The sequence below is a fragment of the Nitrospirillum amazonense genome (assembly GCF_007828035.1).
In the GTDB taxonomy this organism is placed as follows: domain Bacteria; phylum Pseudomonadota; class Alphaproteobacteria; order Azospirillales; family Azospirillaceae; genus Nitrospirillum; species Nitrospirillum amazonense.
Map to the genome: position 1 here is coordinate 200,666 of NZ_VITV01000006.1, position 16,019 is coordinate 216,684.

Genomic DNA, 16,019 nt, shown 5'->3' on the forward strand with positions numbered 1-16,019 from the left:
CCCGGATGGGATCCATGACCAATATCGCCATCGTCAACGCCCATACCCATCGCGACCTGCAGGTGAAGGCCAAGGCCAGCCCCGCCTTCGACGCCAAGCATTTCGTCACCGTCATCGTGGCCGAGTTCCCCCTGCTGGCCGTGCAGTGCCCCATCCTGCTGTCCAAGGACGCCGAAACCGGCGCCTTCGTCTGCGGCGCCGTGCTGGGTTTCACCCAGAATGAAAACCTGTTCCTGACCCCGGACGGCTGGCAGGGCTACCGCCCGCTGACCCTGCAGCGCGGCCCCTTCTATACGGTGGGGGAGGACCTGGCCATCGACCTGGACGACGCCCGGGTGGGCACCGACGCCGGCGAGCCGCTGTTCGCGCCGAACGGGGAGATGACCCCCTATCTGCGGGGCATCATCAATGCCATGCAGGAGCTGCGCCCGGGGCTGGAGCGTACCAAGCGCTTCATCGAGACGCTGATGAACCTGAAGCTGATAGAGCCCATCGACATCAGCCTCAGCTTCGACGACGGCAGCCGGCATGAGCTGGCCAACCTGTACACCATCGACCGCGAGGCCCTGCGCGCCTTGCCAGATGCCGCCGTGCTGGACCTGTTCCGCCGCGGCTACATGCAGCTGATCTACCTGATGATCGCGTCGCTGAAGCATGTGCCCCTGATGGCGGAGCGCAAGAACAAGCAGCTGAGCACCGGCCCGGCTCCGGCCTGGGGCTGACGGCGGCGCACCCCCATGACGACCGAAGTCGCCGAACGCGACGGCCGCACCATCACCTCGCCGGGGCAGTTCCTAGGTGAGGTGGTGGCGGCGGGCCGCCCCCTGATCCTGCGCGGCCTGGTGGCGCATTGGCCGGTGGTGGCGAAGGCCACGCCCACCGCCCTGCGCGACTATCTCGGCGGCTTCGGACCCGGCGCGGCCATGGAGACCTTTGTCGGCCCGCCGGAGATCCGGGGCCGGTATTTCTACGGCGCGGACCTCAAGGGCAACAATTTCGAACGCCGCACGCTGCGCCTTGGCGAAGCGCTGGACCAGATGGTTCGGGCCCTGGATGACCCCGCCTCCCCCACCCTCTACGCCGGGTCGCTGACTTTGGACGAGCATCTGCCGGGATTCGCGGCGGAGAATGCCATGCCCCTGCTGCCGCCCGGCGTGGCGGGGCGCATCTGGCTGGGCCACGCCTCCAGCGTCGCCACCCATTACGACGCGTTCGAAAACCTGGCCTGCGTGGTGGCCGGCAAACGGCGTTTCACCCTGTACCCGCCGGCGGCCGTGGGCGACCTTTACGTCGGCCCCATCGACAACACCCTGTCGGGCCAGCCCATCAGCCTGGCCGCATCCGACCCCGACAACCCCGCCTATCCGCGATTCCACGCCATACGCGACCAGGCGCTGGTGGCGGATCTCGGGGCCGGCGACGCCCTGTTCCTGCCCAAGCTGTGGTGGCACCAGGTGGAGGCGACCGCCCCCTTCAACGGCCTGGTCAACTATTGGTGGGACGCCTTCGCCACCGGCCCGGACGCCCCCTTCACCAGCCTGCTTCTGGCCATGATCACGATGGCGGAGCGGCCGGAGGCGGAGCGCCTGGCCTGGCGTGCCTTCTTCGACCACTACGTCTTCCGCCCTCAAGGCCATCCCCTGGCCCACCTGCCGGCGGAGCAGCACGGCGTGCTGGGCCCCCTGAAGGCGGGCAACTACGGCCGCATCCGCGCGCGGGTGATGCAGCTGTTGAGAGGTGGATGAAGGGGTCACCTCCCCGCCGAACAGTGCCGGTCGATGAAGGCCTGGTGGTGGGGCATGGTCTGTACCACCCGGCCGATCACGTCGTGGATGTTGGCCAGGGCACCGCGCATCTTCTCCGGATCCAGCAGGTCGGTCAGCGGGTCGTAGCGACGCGGGATCAGGCCCTGGCCGGTGAAGACGTAAAGCCAGCTTTGCTCGGGGAACAGCTCCGTATCCTCGCGCTGGATACGGCCATGGCTTTGGAACAATTCGATCTTGGCCCTCAGGCTGTCCGGCCAGTCGATGCCGGCGCAGTGGCGCCAGAACTCCGTATCCCGCCGTTCGTTGGTCGCGTAGTGCAGCACCAGGAAGTCGCGGATGCGCTCATACTCGAACGCCACCATCCTGTTGTAGCGGGCGACGTCCGCCGGCTCGCACCGCCGGTCGGGCAGCATCTGGATGAACAGGGCCAGGCCCCGGTGCACCATGTGGATGCTGGTGGACTCCAGGGGTTCGAGAAAGCCGCTGGCCAGGCCCAGGGACAGGCAGTTGCGCTTCCAGGTTTCACGGCGGCGGCCGGTGACGAAGCGCAGGATGCGGGGGTCGGCCAGGGGCTTGCCCGCCAGGTTGGCCAGCAGGGTCTCCCGCGCCGCCTCATCGTCCAGGAAGTCGCGGGCGTAGACCACGCCGTTGCCTTCACGGTGCTGCAGCGGAATGCGCCATTGCCAGCCGGCATCCCGCGCCGTCGCCAGCGTGTAGGAGGGCGGCGCGCCCGCCCGCTCGCTGGGCACGGCGACGGCACTGTCGCACGGCAGGTAGCTTTGCCAGTTCTCATAGCCGGCCTGCAGCGCCTCCTCGATCAGCAGGCCACGGAAGCCGCTGCAGTCGATGAAGAAATCGCCTTCGACCCGGCGGCCATCCTCCAGCCTGAGGGCGGCGATGAAGCCATCCTCGGGCCGCAGGTCGATCTTCACCACCTTGCCCTCCACCCGGGTGACCCCCCGCGCCTCGGAATAGGTGCGCAGATATCGGGCGAACAGGGCGGCATCGAAATGCAGGGCGTAGGTGATGCCCTCCAGCGGCGATCCCGGCGCCTTCACCGGGCGCATGAAGCGATTGTGCGCGGCCGCCTGGGCCTGCAGCGAATATTCCTCCAGCGGGGCGGCGGCACCGGCCAGCCGCTGCCGCATCCAGTAGGCGGGGAAGCCTATCCCCTCCATCTCGAAGCCGGTGTGGCCGAAGGGATGGAAATAGGAATGGCCCAGGCGGGTCCAGTCCTGGAAGCGGATGCCCAGCTTGAACGTGGCGTTGGTCTGGCGGATGAGGTCGTCCTCATCAATGCCCAGCACGCGGATGAAGTTCATGATGGGGGGTATGGTGGCCTCACCCACGCCGACGGTGCCGATCTGTTCGGATTCCACCAGCTGGATGTCGCACTTCAGATTGCGCAGAAACTTGGCCAGGCTGGCGGCCGCCATCCATCCGGCGGTGCCGCCGCCGACGATGACGATGCGGCGCAAGGGGGCGTTGGTAGCGGTATCATCCGAAGGTTGCGGCGAAGTGTGCGGCGCGGCCATGCGTTGGGTCCCGGCGATGTCTCTCCCTGTTCCCCCTTTCTATCGTGGCGAGACACAGGGCGTCACAACTTTTTGTGGCGCCCCCATAAATCGCCGAAAGACTTGAAGCCGGCGGGCTTAGTCGCCAAATTGGCGGCCATGCGCTGGTTGCTCGCCCTTCTGCTGCTGTTCACGGCGGTGTTCGACGGCCCGTCCCTGACCGAGATGGCAGGCGGCGCGCCGACGTGCGGCGTCGTCCAGGAGCATGTGGCCGTGGACGGGGCGCCCGACCCCACCGATGGCCTGCGCCACAGCACCGTGCATTTCCACGCCGGCCAGGGCCCCTGCGGCCATGTCCATGTGGCCGACGCCGTCGGGCCCGCGCTTATGCCGGGGCCCAGCGTCACGGTGCGCCTTGCGGCCCTGCCGCCGCTGGACCAGCCTTACACCACCCGCGCCCTGGCCCCGCCGGACCGGCCCCCGGTCGCCTGATCGATCCCCGCGCGCTTTCGCGCCCTAGCGCCGCCCCCAGGGGCGGCCCGATCGATCCTGCTTGTCCGGAGCCTTCATGCGCATCCCGATCCTCGGGCTGGCCACGGCGCTTGCCGTTGGCCTGTCCACATCCATTTGGCCCGCCTGGGCCACACCCCCAAGCGACACCTCCCTCACCGCCCTGGTCGCCCAGGCGCTGGCCACAAATCCGCGCCTGAAGGCCGCCCAGGCCCGCGCGGCCGCCGCCCAGGGCGACGTCGTGCAGGCGGGCGTCCTGCCCAATCCGCAGGTCTCGCTGCAGACGGAGAACCTGGCCGGGTCCGGCCCCTATCGCGGCACCCGCGCCATGGAAACGACCGTAGGCCTGAACCAGCTGGTGGAGCTGGGCGGCAAGCGCGGCAACCGCCAGGCGGTGGCCACGGCGGCCGAAAACCGCGCCCGCTTGGATGCCGACATCGTGCGCCTGGACCTGGTCCGTGAGGTGCGCGTGGCCCATGCCGCCCTGCTGGCCGCCACCGCCCGCCGCGCCATCGTGGAGGAACAGCGCGGCCTGGCGGCGGAAACCGCCCGCGCGGTCGCCGCCCGGGTGCGGTCCGGCCACGACAGCGCCATCCAGGAGGACCGCGCCGCCACCGACCTGCGCCAGGCGGAGATCGAGGCGGCCCGCGCCGTGCGTGATGAGACCGCCGCCCGCCGCAGCCTGGAACTGCTGGTGGGCGGCCCGGTGCCGCCGCTGGATCCGGCCGCCCTGCGCGACTTGGGCGCCGCCCTGCCCGCTGCTGCCGGCGGGACCACCCCCGACGTGGCCCGCTGGCGGGCGGAGGTGGGCCGCACCCGCGCCGCCATCGCCGTGGAGCGGGCGCGGGCCGTGCCCGATGTGACCGTGGGCGCCGGCGTGCGCCGCTTCAACGACGGGCGCGACACCGCCCTGGTGCTGGGCGTCACCATCCCCATCCCCGCCTTCGACACCAACCGGGGCGGCATCCATCGCGCCTATCAGGAGAGCACCGAGGCGGAGATGGAATTGGACCGCGCCACCCGCGACCAGGACACCGCCCTGGCCATCGCCCGCGATCGCGTGGCGGTGGCCCGGACGGAGGCCGAGACACTGGCCGGACAGGTCGTCCCCGGGGCGGAACAGGCCGCCGCCGCGACCCGTGAAGGCTACCGCCAGGGCAAGTTCCCCTACCTGGATGTGCTGGACGCCCAGCGCACCCTGCTGGCCGCCCGCCTGACCCTGGTCGCCGCCTATCAGGACTATCACCAGAGCCGCGCCGACCTGGACCGGCTGACCGGCGCCGAGGAGGCCCAGCCATGACCCGTATCTCCACGCAGACCCTGGCACGCCTGGGCGCCGGTGCGCTGGCCCTGGGCGGGCTGGCCATCTGGATCGCCACCGGCGAGGCGCCCAAAGGTCAGGAACCCGCCGCCCATGAGGCGCATGACGACGGGCTGGTGCGCCTGACGGCGGAGCAAGCCAAGGCCGCCGGCATCACCACCGCCATCGCCGGCCCCGGCCGCCTGGTCCGCCAGGTGCGCGTCACCGCCACGGTGACGGCCGACCAGGACCACATCGTCCATATCGCCCCCCGCATCGCCGGCGTGGTGGCGGAGGCGCGCAAGAAGCTGGGCGACGCCGTCGCGGCCGGCGAAGTTCTGGCCCTGATCGACAGCACGGAGGTCGCGGACGCCCGCGCCGAGTACCTGGCGGCACGGGAAAACGAAGAGCTGGCCCGTACCACGGCGGCGCGAGAGGAGGCGCTGTGGCGCCAGCGCATCTCGCCCGAGCGCGATTACCTCCAGGCCAAGGCGGCGGCGGCGGAAGCCGGGATCCGCACCGGCCGCGCCCGCCACAGCCTGCAAGCCTTGGGGCTGGATGAAACCAGCGAGAGGTCCAAGGGCGCCAACCTGCAGCGGCTGGACCTGCGCAGTCCCATCGCCGGGCACGTCATCGCCCGGGGCGCCACCCGGGGCGACCGCCTGGCGGCCGACGCCGACGCCTATGTCGTGGCCGACCTGGCCAGCCTGTCCCTGACCTTCCCCGTCTATGCCCGCGACCTGCCCTTCGTGGCGGTGGGCAAGGAACTGGATGTCAGCGGCGCGGATGGCCGCACGGTCACCGCCCGCGTCACCCATGTCGGTCCCGTTCTGGATCCGGCCACCGGCGCCGCCCCCGTGGTGGCGACCCTGGAAAACCCGGACGGATCCTGGCGGCCCGGCGACTTCGCCACCGGCACGCTGGCGGCGGACGCGCAAGCAGCCGCCCTGCTGGTGCCGGAGGACGCGGTGGTGACGCTGGAGGGCCGGACCCAGGTGTTCGTGCCGGTCCCCGGCGGCTATGAACGGCGCCCGGTCACCCTGGGACGCGGCGATGGCACCCGCGTGGAAGTGCTGACCGGCCTTAAGCCCGGCGACAGTGTCGCCGCCGGCAACGCCTTCATCCTGAAGGCGGAGGCCGGCAAGGGCGACGCCGGCCATGACGAGTGAACCCTGCGGCATGCATGCCGCTGTAGGACGCGACTGCATCCGCCGCAGCATTCCGGGAAGCGCAGTGGACCGGAATGCGAGGAAAGCCAAGTCGCCGGATGGCGACGCCCGGCGCCTGAGGGGGCGGCTGACCGGCCACGGTCGGACGCCGCACATATAAAGGACGATCCATGCTTGAACGCATCCTCACCCTTTCCGTGCGCCACCGCTGGATGGTGGTGGCGCTGGCCCTGCTGACGATGGCCGTGGGCGGCTGGACGGCCCTGCGCTTGCCCATCGACGCCGTGCCCGACATCACCAACAAGCAGGTGCAGATCAACACCACCGCCCCGGCCCTGTCGCCGGTGGAGGTGGAGAAGCAGGTGACCTTCCCCATCGAGACGGCGCTGGCCGGCATCCCAGGGTTGGAGGGCACCCGCTCGCTGTCGCGCAACGGCTTCTCCCAGGTCACCGCCCTGTTCGCCGAGAACGTGGACATCTACTTCGCCCGCCAACAGGTCGGTGAACGCCTGGGCGAGGCGAAGGCCGCCTTGCCCGAGGGGGCGGAGCCCCACATGGGGGCGCTGTCCACGGGCCTGGGCGAGGTCGCCATGTGGACCGTGTCCCTGGCCCCCTTCGACCCCGCCAAGGTCACGCCGGGCGCCGCCGGCTGGCAGGCCGACGGCAGCTACCGCACGCCGGAGGGCGAGGTGCTGACCACGGAGGCGCAACGGGCGACCTATTTGCGCACGGTGCAGGATTGGATCATCCGGCCGCAGGTGAAGGGCGTGCCCGGCATCGCCGGGGTGGACGCCATCGGCGGATACGTGAAGCAGTACCAGGTGGCGCCCGATCCGCAGCGGCTGGCCGCCCGGGGCCTGACCCTGGCGGACGTCGTGCAGGCGCTGGAGCGCAACAACACCAGCGCCGGCGCGGGCTATCTGGAACGGCGGGAGGAGGCCTACGTGGTGCGGGCCGATGGCCGCTTGCGCGACAGGGAGGACATCGCCGCCGTGCCCGTCGCGACCCGTGACGGCACCCCCGTCCTGCTGCGCGACGTGGCCACCGTGACCCTGGGTCATGAACTGCGCAGCGGCAGTGCCAGCGAGAACGGGCGGGAGGTGGTGGTGGGCACCGCCCTGATGCGGATGGGTGGCAACAGCCGCACGGCGGCCGCGGCCGTGACGGCCAAGCTGGCCGACGTCGCCCGCACCTTGCCCCCCGACATCAGGGCGGAGGTGGTGCTGAACCGCACCAAACTGGTGGACGCCACCATCCACACCGTGGGCAAAAACCTGGCGGAGGGAGCCCTGCTGGTGATCGTGGTGCTGTTCGCCCTGCTGGGCAATATCCGCGCCGCCCTGATCACCGCCGCCATCATCCCCGTGACCATGCTGCTGACGGCCATGGGCATGGTGCAGGCCGGCATCAGCGCCAACCTGATGAGCCTGGGCGCACTGGACTTCGGCCTGATCGTCGACGGCGCCGTCATCATCGCGGAGAACTGCCTGCGCCGCCTGGGACATCGCCAGCATGCCCTGGGCCGCCCCCTGGCGACGCCGGAACGGCTGGCGGAGGTGGTGGCCGCCTCGACGGAGATGATCCGCCCGTCGGTCTACGGCCAGGCCATCATCATCCTGGTCTATGTGCCGCTGCTGACCTTCACCGGGGTGGAGGGCAAGATGTTCCAGCCCATGGCCCTGACGGTCATCACCGCCCTGGTGGCCGCCTTCGTCCTGTCCCTGACCCTGGTGCCGGCGCTGATCGCCCTGGCCATCACCGGGCCGGTCAATGAGACAGAGAACCGCGTGGTCGCGCGGGCCAAGGGCTGGTACGCGCCGATCCTGGAAAGGGCATTGGCGGCACCCTTGCCCTGGATCTTCGGTGCCGCCTGCCTGTTCCTGGTCAGCGTGGGCCTGTTCACCCGCATGGGGCAGGAATTCATCCCCACGCTGGATGAGCAGGACATCGCCGTGCAGGCGGTGCGCATCCCAAGTACCTCGCTGTCCCAATCCACCGCCATGCAGATGGAGGTGGAGCGCGCGGTGAGCGCCATGCCGGAGGTGGCCTTCGTCTTCTCCAAGACGGGCACGGCGGAGATGGCGGCGGATCCCATGCCGCCCAACGCCTCCGACACCTTCATCATCCTGAAGCCGCGCGCGCAATGGCCCGACCCGGCCCTGCCCAAGGCCGAGCTGGTGGCCCGTGTCGAGGCGGCGCTGGGCCATTTGCCCGGCAACGCCTATGAGTTCACCCAGCCCATCCAGATGCGCTTCAATGAGCTGATCTCCGGGGTGCGCAGCGACGTGGCGGTGAAGCTGTACGGCGATGACTTCGAGGCCCTGCGGGCATCGGCCAACCGCATCGCCGGCGTGCTGCAGGGCATTGCCGGCGCGGCCGATGTGCGGGTGGACCAGGCGGCGGGCTTGCCCACCCTGGACATCCGTATCGACCGCCAGACCGCCGCCCGCTTTGGCCTCAGTGCCCAGGACGTGCAGGACGTCGTGGCCATGGCGGTGGGCGGGCGGGCCGCCGGGCAGGTGTTCGAGGGCGACCGCCGCTTCGACGTCACCGTGCGGTTGGCCGACGCCTTGCGCAACGACCTGGACACCTTGCGCGCCCTGCCGGTGCCCTTGCCCGGCCAGGGCAAGGAGGGCCCGCGCTTCGTACCGCTGGGCACCGTCGCCAGCTTCACCTTGGCGGAAGGGCCCAACCAGATCGGGCGGGAGGACGGCAAGCGGCGCATTGTCATCCAGGCCAATGTGCGCGGCCGGGATATCGGCAGCTTCGTTACCGAGGCGCAGGCGCGGCTGGCCACGGTGTCTCTGCCGCCCGGTTATTGGGTGGCATGGGGCGGGCAGTTCGAGAATCTGGCGGCGGCGCGCGACCGGCTGGCGGTGGTGGTGCCGGCCTGCTTCGTCGCCATCTTCCTGCTGCTCTATGGCGCCTTGGGCTCGGCCCGAGATGCAGGGCTGGTGTTCAGCGGCGTGCCGCTGGCCCTGACCGGCGGCATCGCGGCCCTGTGGCTGCGCGGCATGCCCTTCTCCATCTCCGCCGCCGTGGGCTTCATCGCCCTGTCCGGCATCGCGGTGCTGAACGGCCTGGTCATGGTGTCCTTCATCCGCCAGGCCATCGCCGTCGGCGACGATCCCCTGGCCGCCATCCGCGACGGAGCGCTGACCCGCCTGCGGCCGGTGCTGATGACGGCGCTGGTGGCCTCGCTGGGGTTCGTACCCATGGCCCTGGCCACCGGCCCGGGGGCGGAGGTGCAGCGGCCGCTGGCCACCGTCGTCATCGGCGGCCTGATCAGCGCCACGGCGCTGACCCTGGTCGTCCTGCCGGCCCTCTACCGCCGCTTCGCCGTGCCCCGTGAGCTGGCAACGGTGACGGCGGTTCCGACGCTGGCGGAGTAAGGGAACCGGGCGTCCCATCCGGCGGTTTCCTGGGGTCTAACGCCGTAGGAGATCGCCGGATGGCGCCGCGTTCATTCTGGAAGGGCTATCTCAAACTGTCCCTGGTCACCTGCCAGGTGGCCATGACGCCGGCCACGTCGGAGAACGAGAAGGTCCGCTTCCACACCCTGAACCGCGAGACGGGCAACCGGGTCGTCAGCCATTATGTCGACGCCGTCACCGGCAAGCCGGTGGACGAGGACGATGAGGCCAAGGGCTACCCCAGGGGCGAGGACGATTACCTGATCCTGGAGGATGACGAACTGGACGCGGTGGCGCTGGAAAGCACCCGCACCATCGACATCGAGATGTTCGTGCCCCGCGATAGCATCGAGTGGATTTGGTACGACACCCCCCACTACCTGACGCCCAGCGATCCGGTTGGGGAGGAGGCGTTCTCCGTCATCCGCGAGGCCATGGCCGCCACCGGCAGGGTCGGCATCTCCCGCCTGGTGATGTACCGCCGGGAGCGGGCCGTGATGCTGGAGCCGCAAGGCAAGGGCATCATCGTCTGGACCCTGCGCTACGGCGATGAGGTGCGCGATGCGGACGCCTATTTCGGCGGCATCCGCGAGGAGAAGCCCGAGCCAAAGCTCATGTCCCTGGTGAAGACCCTGATCGAGGAGCGCACACGGCCGTGGGACCCTTCGCTGGTGGATGACCCCGTGCAGGATCGCCTGCTGGACCTGATCGCCGCCAAGAAGAAGGGCCGCAGACGCCCGGCCAAAGCCAAGGCGCCGGAGGCCGATACGCCCAGCAACGTCATCAACATCATGGATGCGCTGAAGAAAAGCCTGGCCGCCGAGGGCAAGGGCGCGCCCAAGCGACGCTAGGCCGACCCGCTCAGGCGTACGGCACGGCCTGGAATTCGGGCAGGGCCTCCGCACGATCCGACAGGCGGACCAAACCGGGATGCTTGGCCGGGTCGATCAGGCCGGGAGCCATGTTCTGGGCGAAATACCAGGCGACGGCGGTGGTGATGTCGGCCTGGTTGGGACGGTCGCCGCCCATCCAGGCGCCGCCGTCCCCCACCTCGCGCTCCAGCAGGTCGAACGCGGTGATGGCCTGGGCGCGCACCCGCTCCAGCCAGGGTTGGTGCTGCTTGTCCTCGGGGCGCAGTTCCAGCTCATAGACCACCTGCACGGTCTTCTCGCATGCCACCAGCGCCAGGCCGATAAGGCGCTGGGCCCGGATGAAGGCGGCCGGGTCGGCGGGCATAAGGTGCTTGTCCGCCGGCACCAGGCGCTCCAGCGCGTCCAGGATCAGGGTGCTGTCCACGAGCACCGTGCCGTCGTCCAGCACCAGGGTCGGCGCCTTCACCACCGGGTTGATGGCGGCGAAGGTGTCATAATGGCGGAAGACGGACACGCGCTCATGCTCGAAGGGCAGGCCCATGGCCACCAGCGAGATCCCGACGCGGCGGACATAAGGTGAATCCGGCATTCCGATCAAGCGCATGGGGGGGCCTCCTGGGCCTTTGGGGAGCTGTTGGGGGCGCATTCTGCCTGAAACCGGGCGCCGCGCCAGCGCCTTGATCCGGCGCCCCTATCCTGCGCGCTTGCGCGCCGGTCTTTTCGCCTCCTCCAGGGGCCGGGCCGCCGGCCGGAAATCCGCCCATGGGTCGGCGGAGAGGGCGGCCAGGCGCGTGGGCGCCGTCATGACCGTGAAATAGGCCGGGCCGATGGCGGGGCTCAGTTCCTCCCACGCCATGGGCATGGAGACGGCAGCACCGGGCCGCGCGCGGGTGGAATACGCCGCGACCGCTGTGGCGCCCCGCTGGTTGCGCAAATAGTCGACCAGGATCTTGCCGGTGCGCTTGGCCTTGGTGATGGTGGCTACGAAACGGTCCGGGCTGTCGGCCGCCATGGCGTCGGCGATGCCCCTGGTGAAGGCCTTCACGGCCGTCCAGTCGGCCTTGGGCTTCAACGGCGCCACCACATGCAGGCCCTTGCCGCCCGTGGTCTTGACGAAGGCCGCCAGGCCCGCCTGCTCCAGCCTGTCCTTGACCTCACGCGCGGCGTCGATGACGGCCTGCCATGCCACGCCCTCCCCCGGGTCCAAGTCCAGGGTTATGGTGTCCGGCCGTTCCCAGTCCTTGAGGGTCGAACCCCAGGGGTGGATTTCCAGCACCGCCGCCTGCACCAGGCCCAGCAGGCCGTCCAGGTCGTTGACCGCGATCAGCGGCCCTTCCGCCGGCTCCGTAGGGTCGGGCACCTGGACGATGGCTTTGCTCAGCCCCTTCCAGGCATGCTTCTGGAAGAATTTCTCACCGGCGATGCCGTTGGGGCAGCGCAGCAGGGCCAGCGGGCGGCCGACGATGAAGGGGGCGTTGGACCGCCATACCTCCGAGTAATAGTCGGCCAGGCCGGCCTTGGTCACCCCCTCGTCCGGCCAATAGAGGCGGTCGGGATGGCTCAGCTTCAGCAGGGGCTTGGGCTCCGCGCCATCCGCCGCGCGGGCGGTTCCTGCCGGCGCATTGGCGGCTGGCTCACGCACGACGTCTTTCGGGTCCTTGTCTTCCCGCAGGCCGCGGAAAGCGGCGTGGCGGATGTTACCGTCGCCCGTCCAGGTGCGGAAGTCCACCTCCGCCACCAACTCCGGCCGGACGTAGCGCACCAGGCGCCGTTCCTCCGCCGTCAGGGTGTCGTCGAAGGGGCTGTCCTGCACCCGCATGCGTTCCAGCCGGCGGAACAGTTCTTCCGCTACCGAAACGGTATAACCGGTGCCGACGCGGCCGACGTGGCGCAACTTGCCCTGATCATAGACCCCCATGACCAGGGAGCCGATGGCGCGGCGCGCGGTGGTGGAGGGGACATAGCCCGCCACCACGAATTCCTGCCGGTTGCCGCACTTGGACTTGATCCATCCCTTGCCCCGGCCCGGCCTGTAGGCGGCGTCGCGCACCTTGGAAACGATGCCCTCCAGGCTCAGGCGGCACGCGTGGTTCAGCACCAGGCCACCGGACTCATCAAAATGCTCGCTGTACCGCAGGGGATCGCCGGCTTCCGCCAACAGGTTCTTCAGGGCCGCCTTGCGCTGCTCCAGCCCGACGCCGCGCAAATCCTGGTCTTCCAGATAGAGAAGGTCGAAGGCGTAGAACAGGAAGCGGTCGCTGCGGCCCTCGCTGAGGTCGGCCTGCAAGGCGGAGAAGTCGGAGGCGCCGGCCGCGTTTTCCACCACCAGCTCACCATCGATCAGGGCCTTGCCCACCGGCAGCGCCGCCAGCGCCTCCGGCACCGCCTTGCCAAACTTCTTGGTCCAATCCAGGCCGCCCCGGGTCAGCAGCTTCACCCGCCCCGCCTCGACGCGCGCCTGCAGGCGGTAGCCGTCGAACTTGATCTCATGCACCCAGCGCTCACCCACCGGGGGCTTGGCCTGCAGCGTGGCCAGGGCTGGTTCCACGAAGTCGGGCAGCGGGCCGGCTTTGGCGCCTTTCAGGGGGGGCGTCGCCGGAATTTCCGCGCTCTTGGGCGCGGCCTTACGGGCCGGCGGGCGGGCCTTCTTCTCGATCTTGCCCGTTTTGGAGGACCAGCCCGGTTCCTCCCCCGCCACCTCATTGATGACGCGGCCCGTCTTCACCGATTCCGGGCGCTCCTCCAGGATGTCCGGATCGCCCTCGCTGCGCGCGGCCTCGTCCTCGCCCTTGATCAGCAGCCAGTTCTCGCGCTTCTCCCCCGGCCGCTTGTGCATGCGCACCAGATGCCAATGGCCGCCCAGCTTTTCCCCGTGCAGCTCGAAATCCAGATGGCCCTTGGCATAGCCCTTGTGGGCGTCACCAATGGGGGTCCACTCGCCCCGGTCCCAGACGATGACCGTGCCGCCGCCGTATTCGCCCTTGGGGATGGTGCCTTCGAAGTCGCCATAGTCCAGCGGGTGGTCCTCGACATGGACGGCCAGGCGCTTTTCGCCGGGCACCAGGCTGGGCCCGCGTGTGACGGCCCAGCTCTTCAGCACGCCGTCCATTTCCAGCCGAAAATCATAATGCAGGCGGGTGGCGTCATGCTTCTGGATGACGAAGCTGTGGCCCGCCTTGCGGCCCTTGCGCCCGCCCTCGCGTCCCCGAGGCTCGGGCGTGGCGGTGAAGTCGCGCTTCTTGTGGTAGGTCTCCAGCGCCATGGCTCAGCTGGCCTTTCGTCGGGCGGGGACCGCCTTCGGCTTGGGCGCCGCCCGGGCGGAGCGCGGTTTGGCGTGGTTGGCGTTGGATGCGGCCTTCTTGGCCGACGGTTTGCCGGCCAGCCCCGCGCTTTCGCGCAAGGCCGCCATCAGGTCGGTGGTCTTGGCCGGCGGCGCCCGTTTCCGCGCCGGCGGCGCCTTGCCCTCCAGCTTGGCCTTCACCAGGTCGGCCAGCGCCGCCTCGTACCGGTCATCGAAGTCCTCAGGCTTGAAGACACCCTTCTTGGTCTCGATGATGTGTTTGGCCAGGTCCAGCATCTCGCCCTCGATCTTGATGTCGGCGATCTCATCGAAGGCCTGGGCGGCGGATCGCACCTCATAATCGAAGTTCAGGGTGGTAGCGATCAGGCCGGCGCCATGGGCGCGGACCAGGACGGTGCGCACCCGGCGGAACAGCACCGTCTGCGCCAGCGCCGCCACCTTTTTGGCGCGCATGCCCTCTCGGATCAGGGCGAAGGCCTCGTCCGCGTGCCGATCGCTGGGCGCCAGGTAATAGGGCTTGTCGAAATAGACGTCATCGATGTCGGCGCAAGGGATGAAGGCCAGGACGGACAAGGTCTTGTCGCTTTCCGGCACGACGGCGGCCACCTCGTCCGGCTCCAGCACCACGTAGTCGCCGCGAGCGACCTCATACCCCTTCACCTGGTCCTCGCGGTCCACCGGCTTGCCCGTCTCGCTGTCCACGAACTGCCGATGCACGCGGTGGCCCGTGGCTCGGTTGACCGTATGGAAGGCGATGCGTTCGGAGGAAGAGGCGGCGGTATAGAGCGCCACCGGGCAGCTGACCTCCCCGATCTTCAGGAACCCCTTCCAGTTCGCCCTGGGTGCCATGGCCGCCGCCTTCCACGTTAGGATGGCGACTCAACGCCGGCGGCGGCGTGCGGGTTCCGGGAACCACGGCCGGCGGGGCATAGTTTAACGCGCGCCACCAGCGGGGGAGATTCGAGCGTGAAGCTGTTCAACTGCCAGTCCTGCGGCCAGATGCTGTATTTCGAGAACCGCGTCTGCGAACGCTGCGGCCACCGCCTGGGCTACCTGCCCGATGACGATAAAATGCATGCAGTCGAGGCGGAGGGGGACGCCTGGCACGCCCTGGGCGCGCCTGAGCAGTTCTACAAGTTTTGCACCAACGCGGAGTTGGACGCCTGCAACTGGCTGTTGCCGGCAGGGTCGGATGAGCCCCTATGCGCCGCCTGCCGCCACAACCGCACCATACCCGACGTGTCCTGCCCCACGGCGCTGGCCCAATGGCGCAAGATAGAGCTGGCCAAGCATCGGCTGTTCTACACCCTGATCAAGCTGGGCCTGCCCCTGGCCAACCGGACGGACGACCCGGAGGGTGGTCTGGCCTTCGACTTCCTGGATGACCCACCCCAGGGGACATCCGAAGGCGCCGTCATGACAGGACATGACAACGGTTTGATTACATTGGCCTTGAAGGAGGCCGACGATGCGGAGCGCGAAACGCGCCGTACCCAGCTGCATGAACCCTACCGCACGCTGCTGGGCCATTTCCGGCATGAGATCGGCCATTACTATTGGGACCGATTGGTGCGGGATGAGGACAGGCTGGACGCCTGCCGTGCGCTGTTCGGCGATGACCGGCAGGATTACGGCGCCGCCCTGCAACGCCATTATGACCAAGGCGCCCCGGCCGATTGGCAGCAGACTTTCATCAGCGCCTATGCCGCCAGCCACCCGTGGGAGGATTTCGCGGAGACCTGGGCGCACTACCTCCACATCGTCGACACGTTGGAAACGGCCCACGCCTTCGGCGTACGGGTGCGCCCGACCGTTGACCGCACCGGCGACCTGTCTGCCAAGGTCGACTTCAACCCCTATCGCCACGGCACCATCGCCGACATGGTGGAGGCTTGGCTGCCCATCGCCTTCGCCGTCAACAACATCAACCGCAGCATGGGGCAGGTGGATTTCTATCCCTTTATCCTGACCCCGGCCGTCATCGCCAAGCTGGGTTTCATCCACGACCTGGTGGGTGCCGACCGGACGGCCAAGGCAGCGGCGTGAGGAGTTTCGGCCATCGTTCCGGCACCGCATCTGTCTTGCCGGGACAGAGGGCGACTTTTTCTTGTGACTTGCCGATTGTCACAGGCCAGACTGGGGTGTAATCCGACAGCGATGTCATCCCCAGGACA

The 16,019-nt window shown here is 69.2% G+C and carries 12 protein-coding genes; 8 read left to right on the forward strand and 4 right to left on the reverse strand.

Going from position 1 to position 16,019, the window contains the following annotated elements; genetic code table 11:
- Positions 1-14 precede the first annotated feature (14 nt).
- Both FBZ87_RS18270 and FBZ87_RS18275 read left to right on the forward strand, forming a co-directional pair.
- Positions 15-722, forward strand: a complete 708-nt coding sequence (locus FBZ87_RS18270; RefSeq protein ID WP_186454835.1) for a SapC family protein — start codon at positions 15-17, stop codon at positions 720-722.
- A 15-nt stretch (positions 723-737) separates the two neighbouring features.
- Positions 738-1,745, forward strand: coding sequence for a cupin-like domain-containing protein (locus FBZ87_RS18275; protein ID WP_145611974.1), 1,008 nt, complete (start codon positions 738-740; stop codon positions 1,743-1,745).
- 5 nt (positions 1,746-1,750) lie between these two features.
- Here the strand turns inward: FBZ87_RS18275 and FBZ87_RS18280 are convergent, their stop codons facing one another.
- On the reverse strand, positions 1,751-3,301 hold the full coding sequence (locus tag FBZ87_RS18280; protein ID WP_246134476.1) for a tryptophan halogenase family protein: 1,551 nt from the start codon (positions 3,299-3,301) through the stop codon (positions 1,751-1,753).
- Positions 3,302-3,439: 138 nt separating this feature from the next.
- Here FBZ87_RS18280 and FBZ87_RS18285 point away from each other — a divergent pair, with 138 nt between their 5' ends.
- The 5 genes from FBZ87_RS18285 to ku (FBZ87_RS18305) all read left to right on the forward strand — a co-directional run bounded on the left by FBZ87_RS18285 (position 3,440) and on the right by ku (FBZ87_RS18305) (position 10,523).
- On the forward strand, positions 3,440-3,772 hold the full coding sequence (locus tag FBZ87_RS18285; RefSeq protein ID WP_145611976.1) for a hypothetical protein: 333 nt from the start codon (positions 3,440-3,442) through the stop codon (positions 3,770-3,772).
- 76 nt (positions 3,773-3,848) lie between these two features.
- Positions 3,849-5,090 (forward strand): TolC family protein, encoded by a 1,242-nt coding sequence (locus FBZ87_RS18290; RefSeq protein ID WP_145611978.1) that lies wholly within the window; start codon positions 3,849-3,851, stop codon positions 5,088-5,090.
- Positions 5,087-6,259 carry an efflux RND transporter periplasmic adaptor subunit gene (locus tag FBZ87_RS18295; RefSeq protein ID WP_145611980.1) on the forward strand — a complete coding sequence of 391 codons (1,173 nt, stop codon included), beginning with the start codon at positions 5,087-5,089 and terminating at the stop codon, positions 6,257-6,259. The genes FBZ87_RS18290 and FBZ87_RS18295 overlap by 4 nt, the downstream gene beginning before the upstream one ends.
- Positions 6,260-6,429: 170 nt before the next feature.
- A complete protein-coding gene (locus tag FBZ87_RS18300) occupies positions 6,430-9,651 on the forward strand; it encodes an efflux RND transporter permease subunit (protein WP_145611982.1) in 3,222 nt (1,073 codons plus the stop codon).
- A 59-nt stretch (positions 9,652-9,710) separates the two neighbouring features.
- Complete coding sequence (gene ku / locus FBZ87_RS18305) at positions 9,711-10,523, forward strand: non-homologous end joining protein Ku (RefSeq protein WP_145611984.1); 813 nt, start codon at positions 9,711-9,713, stop codon at positions 10,521-10,523.
- Positions 10,524-10,533: 10 nt separating this feature from the next.
- On the opposite strand, the gene FBZ87_RS18310 is transcribed toward ku (FBZ87_RS18305), so the two are convergent.
- The 3 genes from FBZ87_RS18310 to ku (FBZ87_RS18320) form a co-directional block, all read right to left on the reverse strand.
- Positions 10,534-11,148, reverse strand: coding sequence for a glutathione S-transferase family protein (locus FBZ87_RS18310; RefSeq protein ID WP_145611986.1), 615 nt, complete (start codon positions 11,146-11,148; stop codon positions 10,534-10,536).
- An 87-nt stretch (positions 11,149-11,235) separates the two neighbouring features.
- Positions 11,236-13,806 (reverse strand): DNA ligase D, encoded by a 2,571-nt coding sequence (ligD, locus tag FBZ87_RS18315; protein ID WP_145611988.1) that lies wholly within the window; start codon positions 13,804-13,806, stop codon positions 11,236-11,238.
- A 3-nt stretch (positions 13,807-13,809) separates the two neighbouring features.
- A complete protein-coding gene (gene ku / locus FBZ87_RS18320) occupies positions 13,810-14,694 on the reverse strand; it encodes a non-homologous end joining protein Ku (RefSeq protein WP_145611990.1) in 885 nt (294 codons plus the stop codon).
- Between the two features lie 117 nt (positions 14,695-14,811).
- Between ku (FBZ87_RS18320) and FBZ87_RS18325 the strand changes: the two genes are divergently transcribed.
- The gene (locus FBZ87_RS18325) at positions 14,812-15,891 is read left to right on the forward strand and encodes a zinc-binding metallopeptidase family protein (protein WP_145611992.1); all 1,080 of its coding nucleotides are present in this window, start codon (positions 14,812-14,814) and stop codon (positions 15,889-15,891) included.
- Positions 15,892-16,019 lie beyond the last annotated feature (128 nt).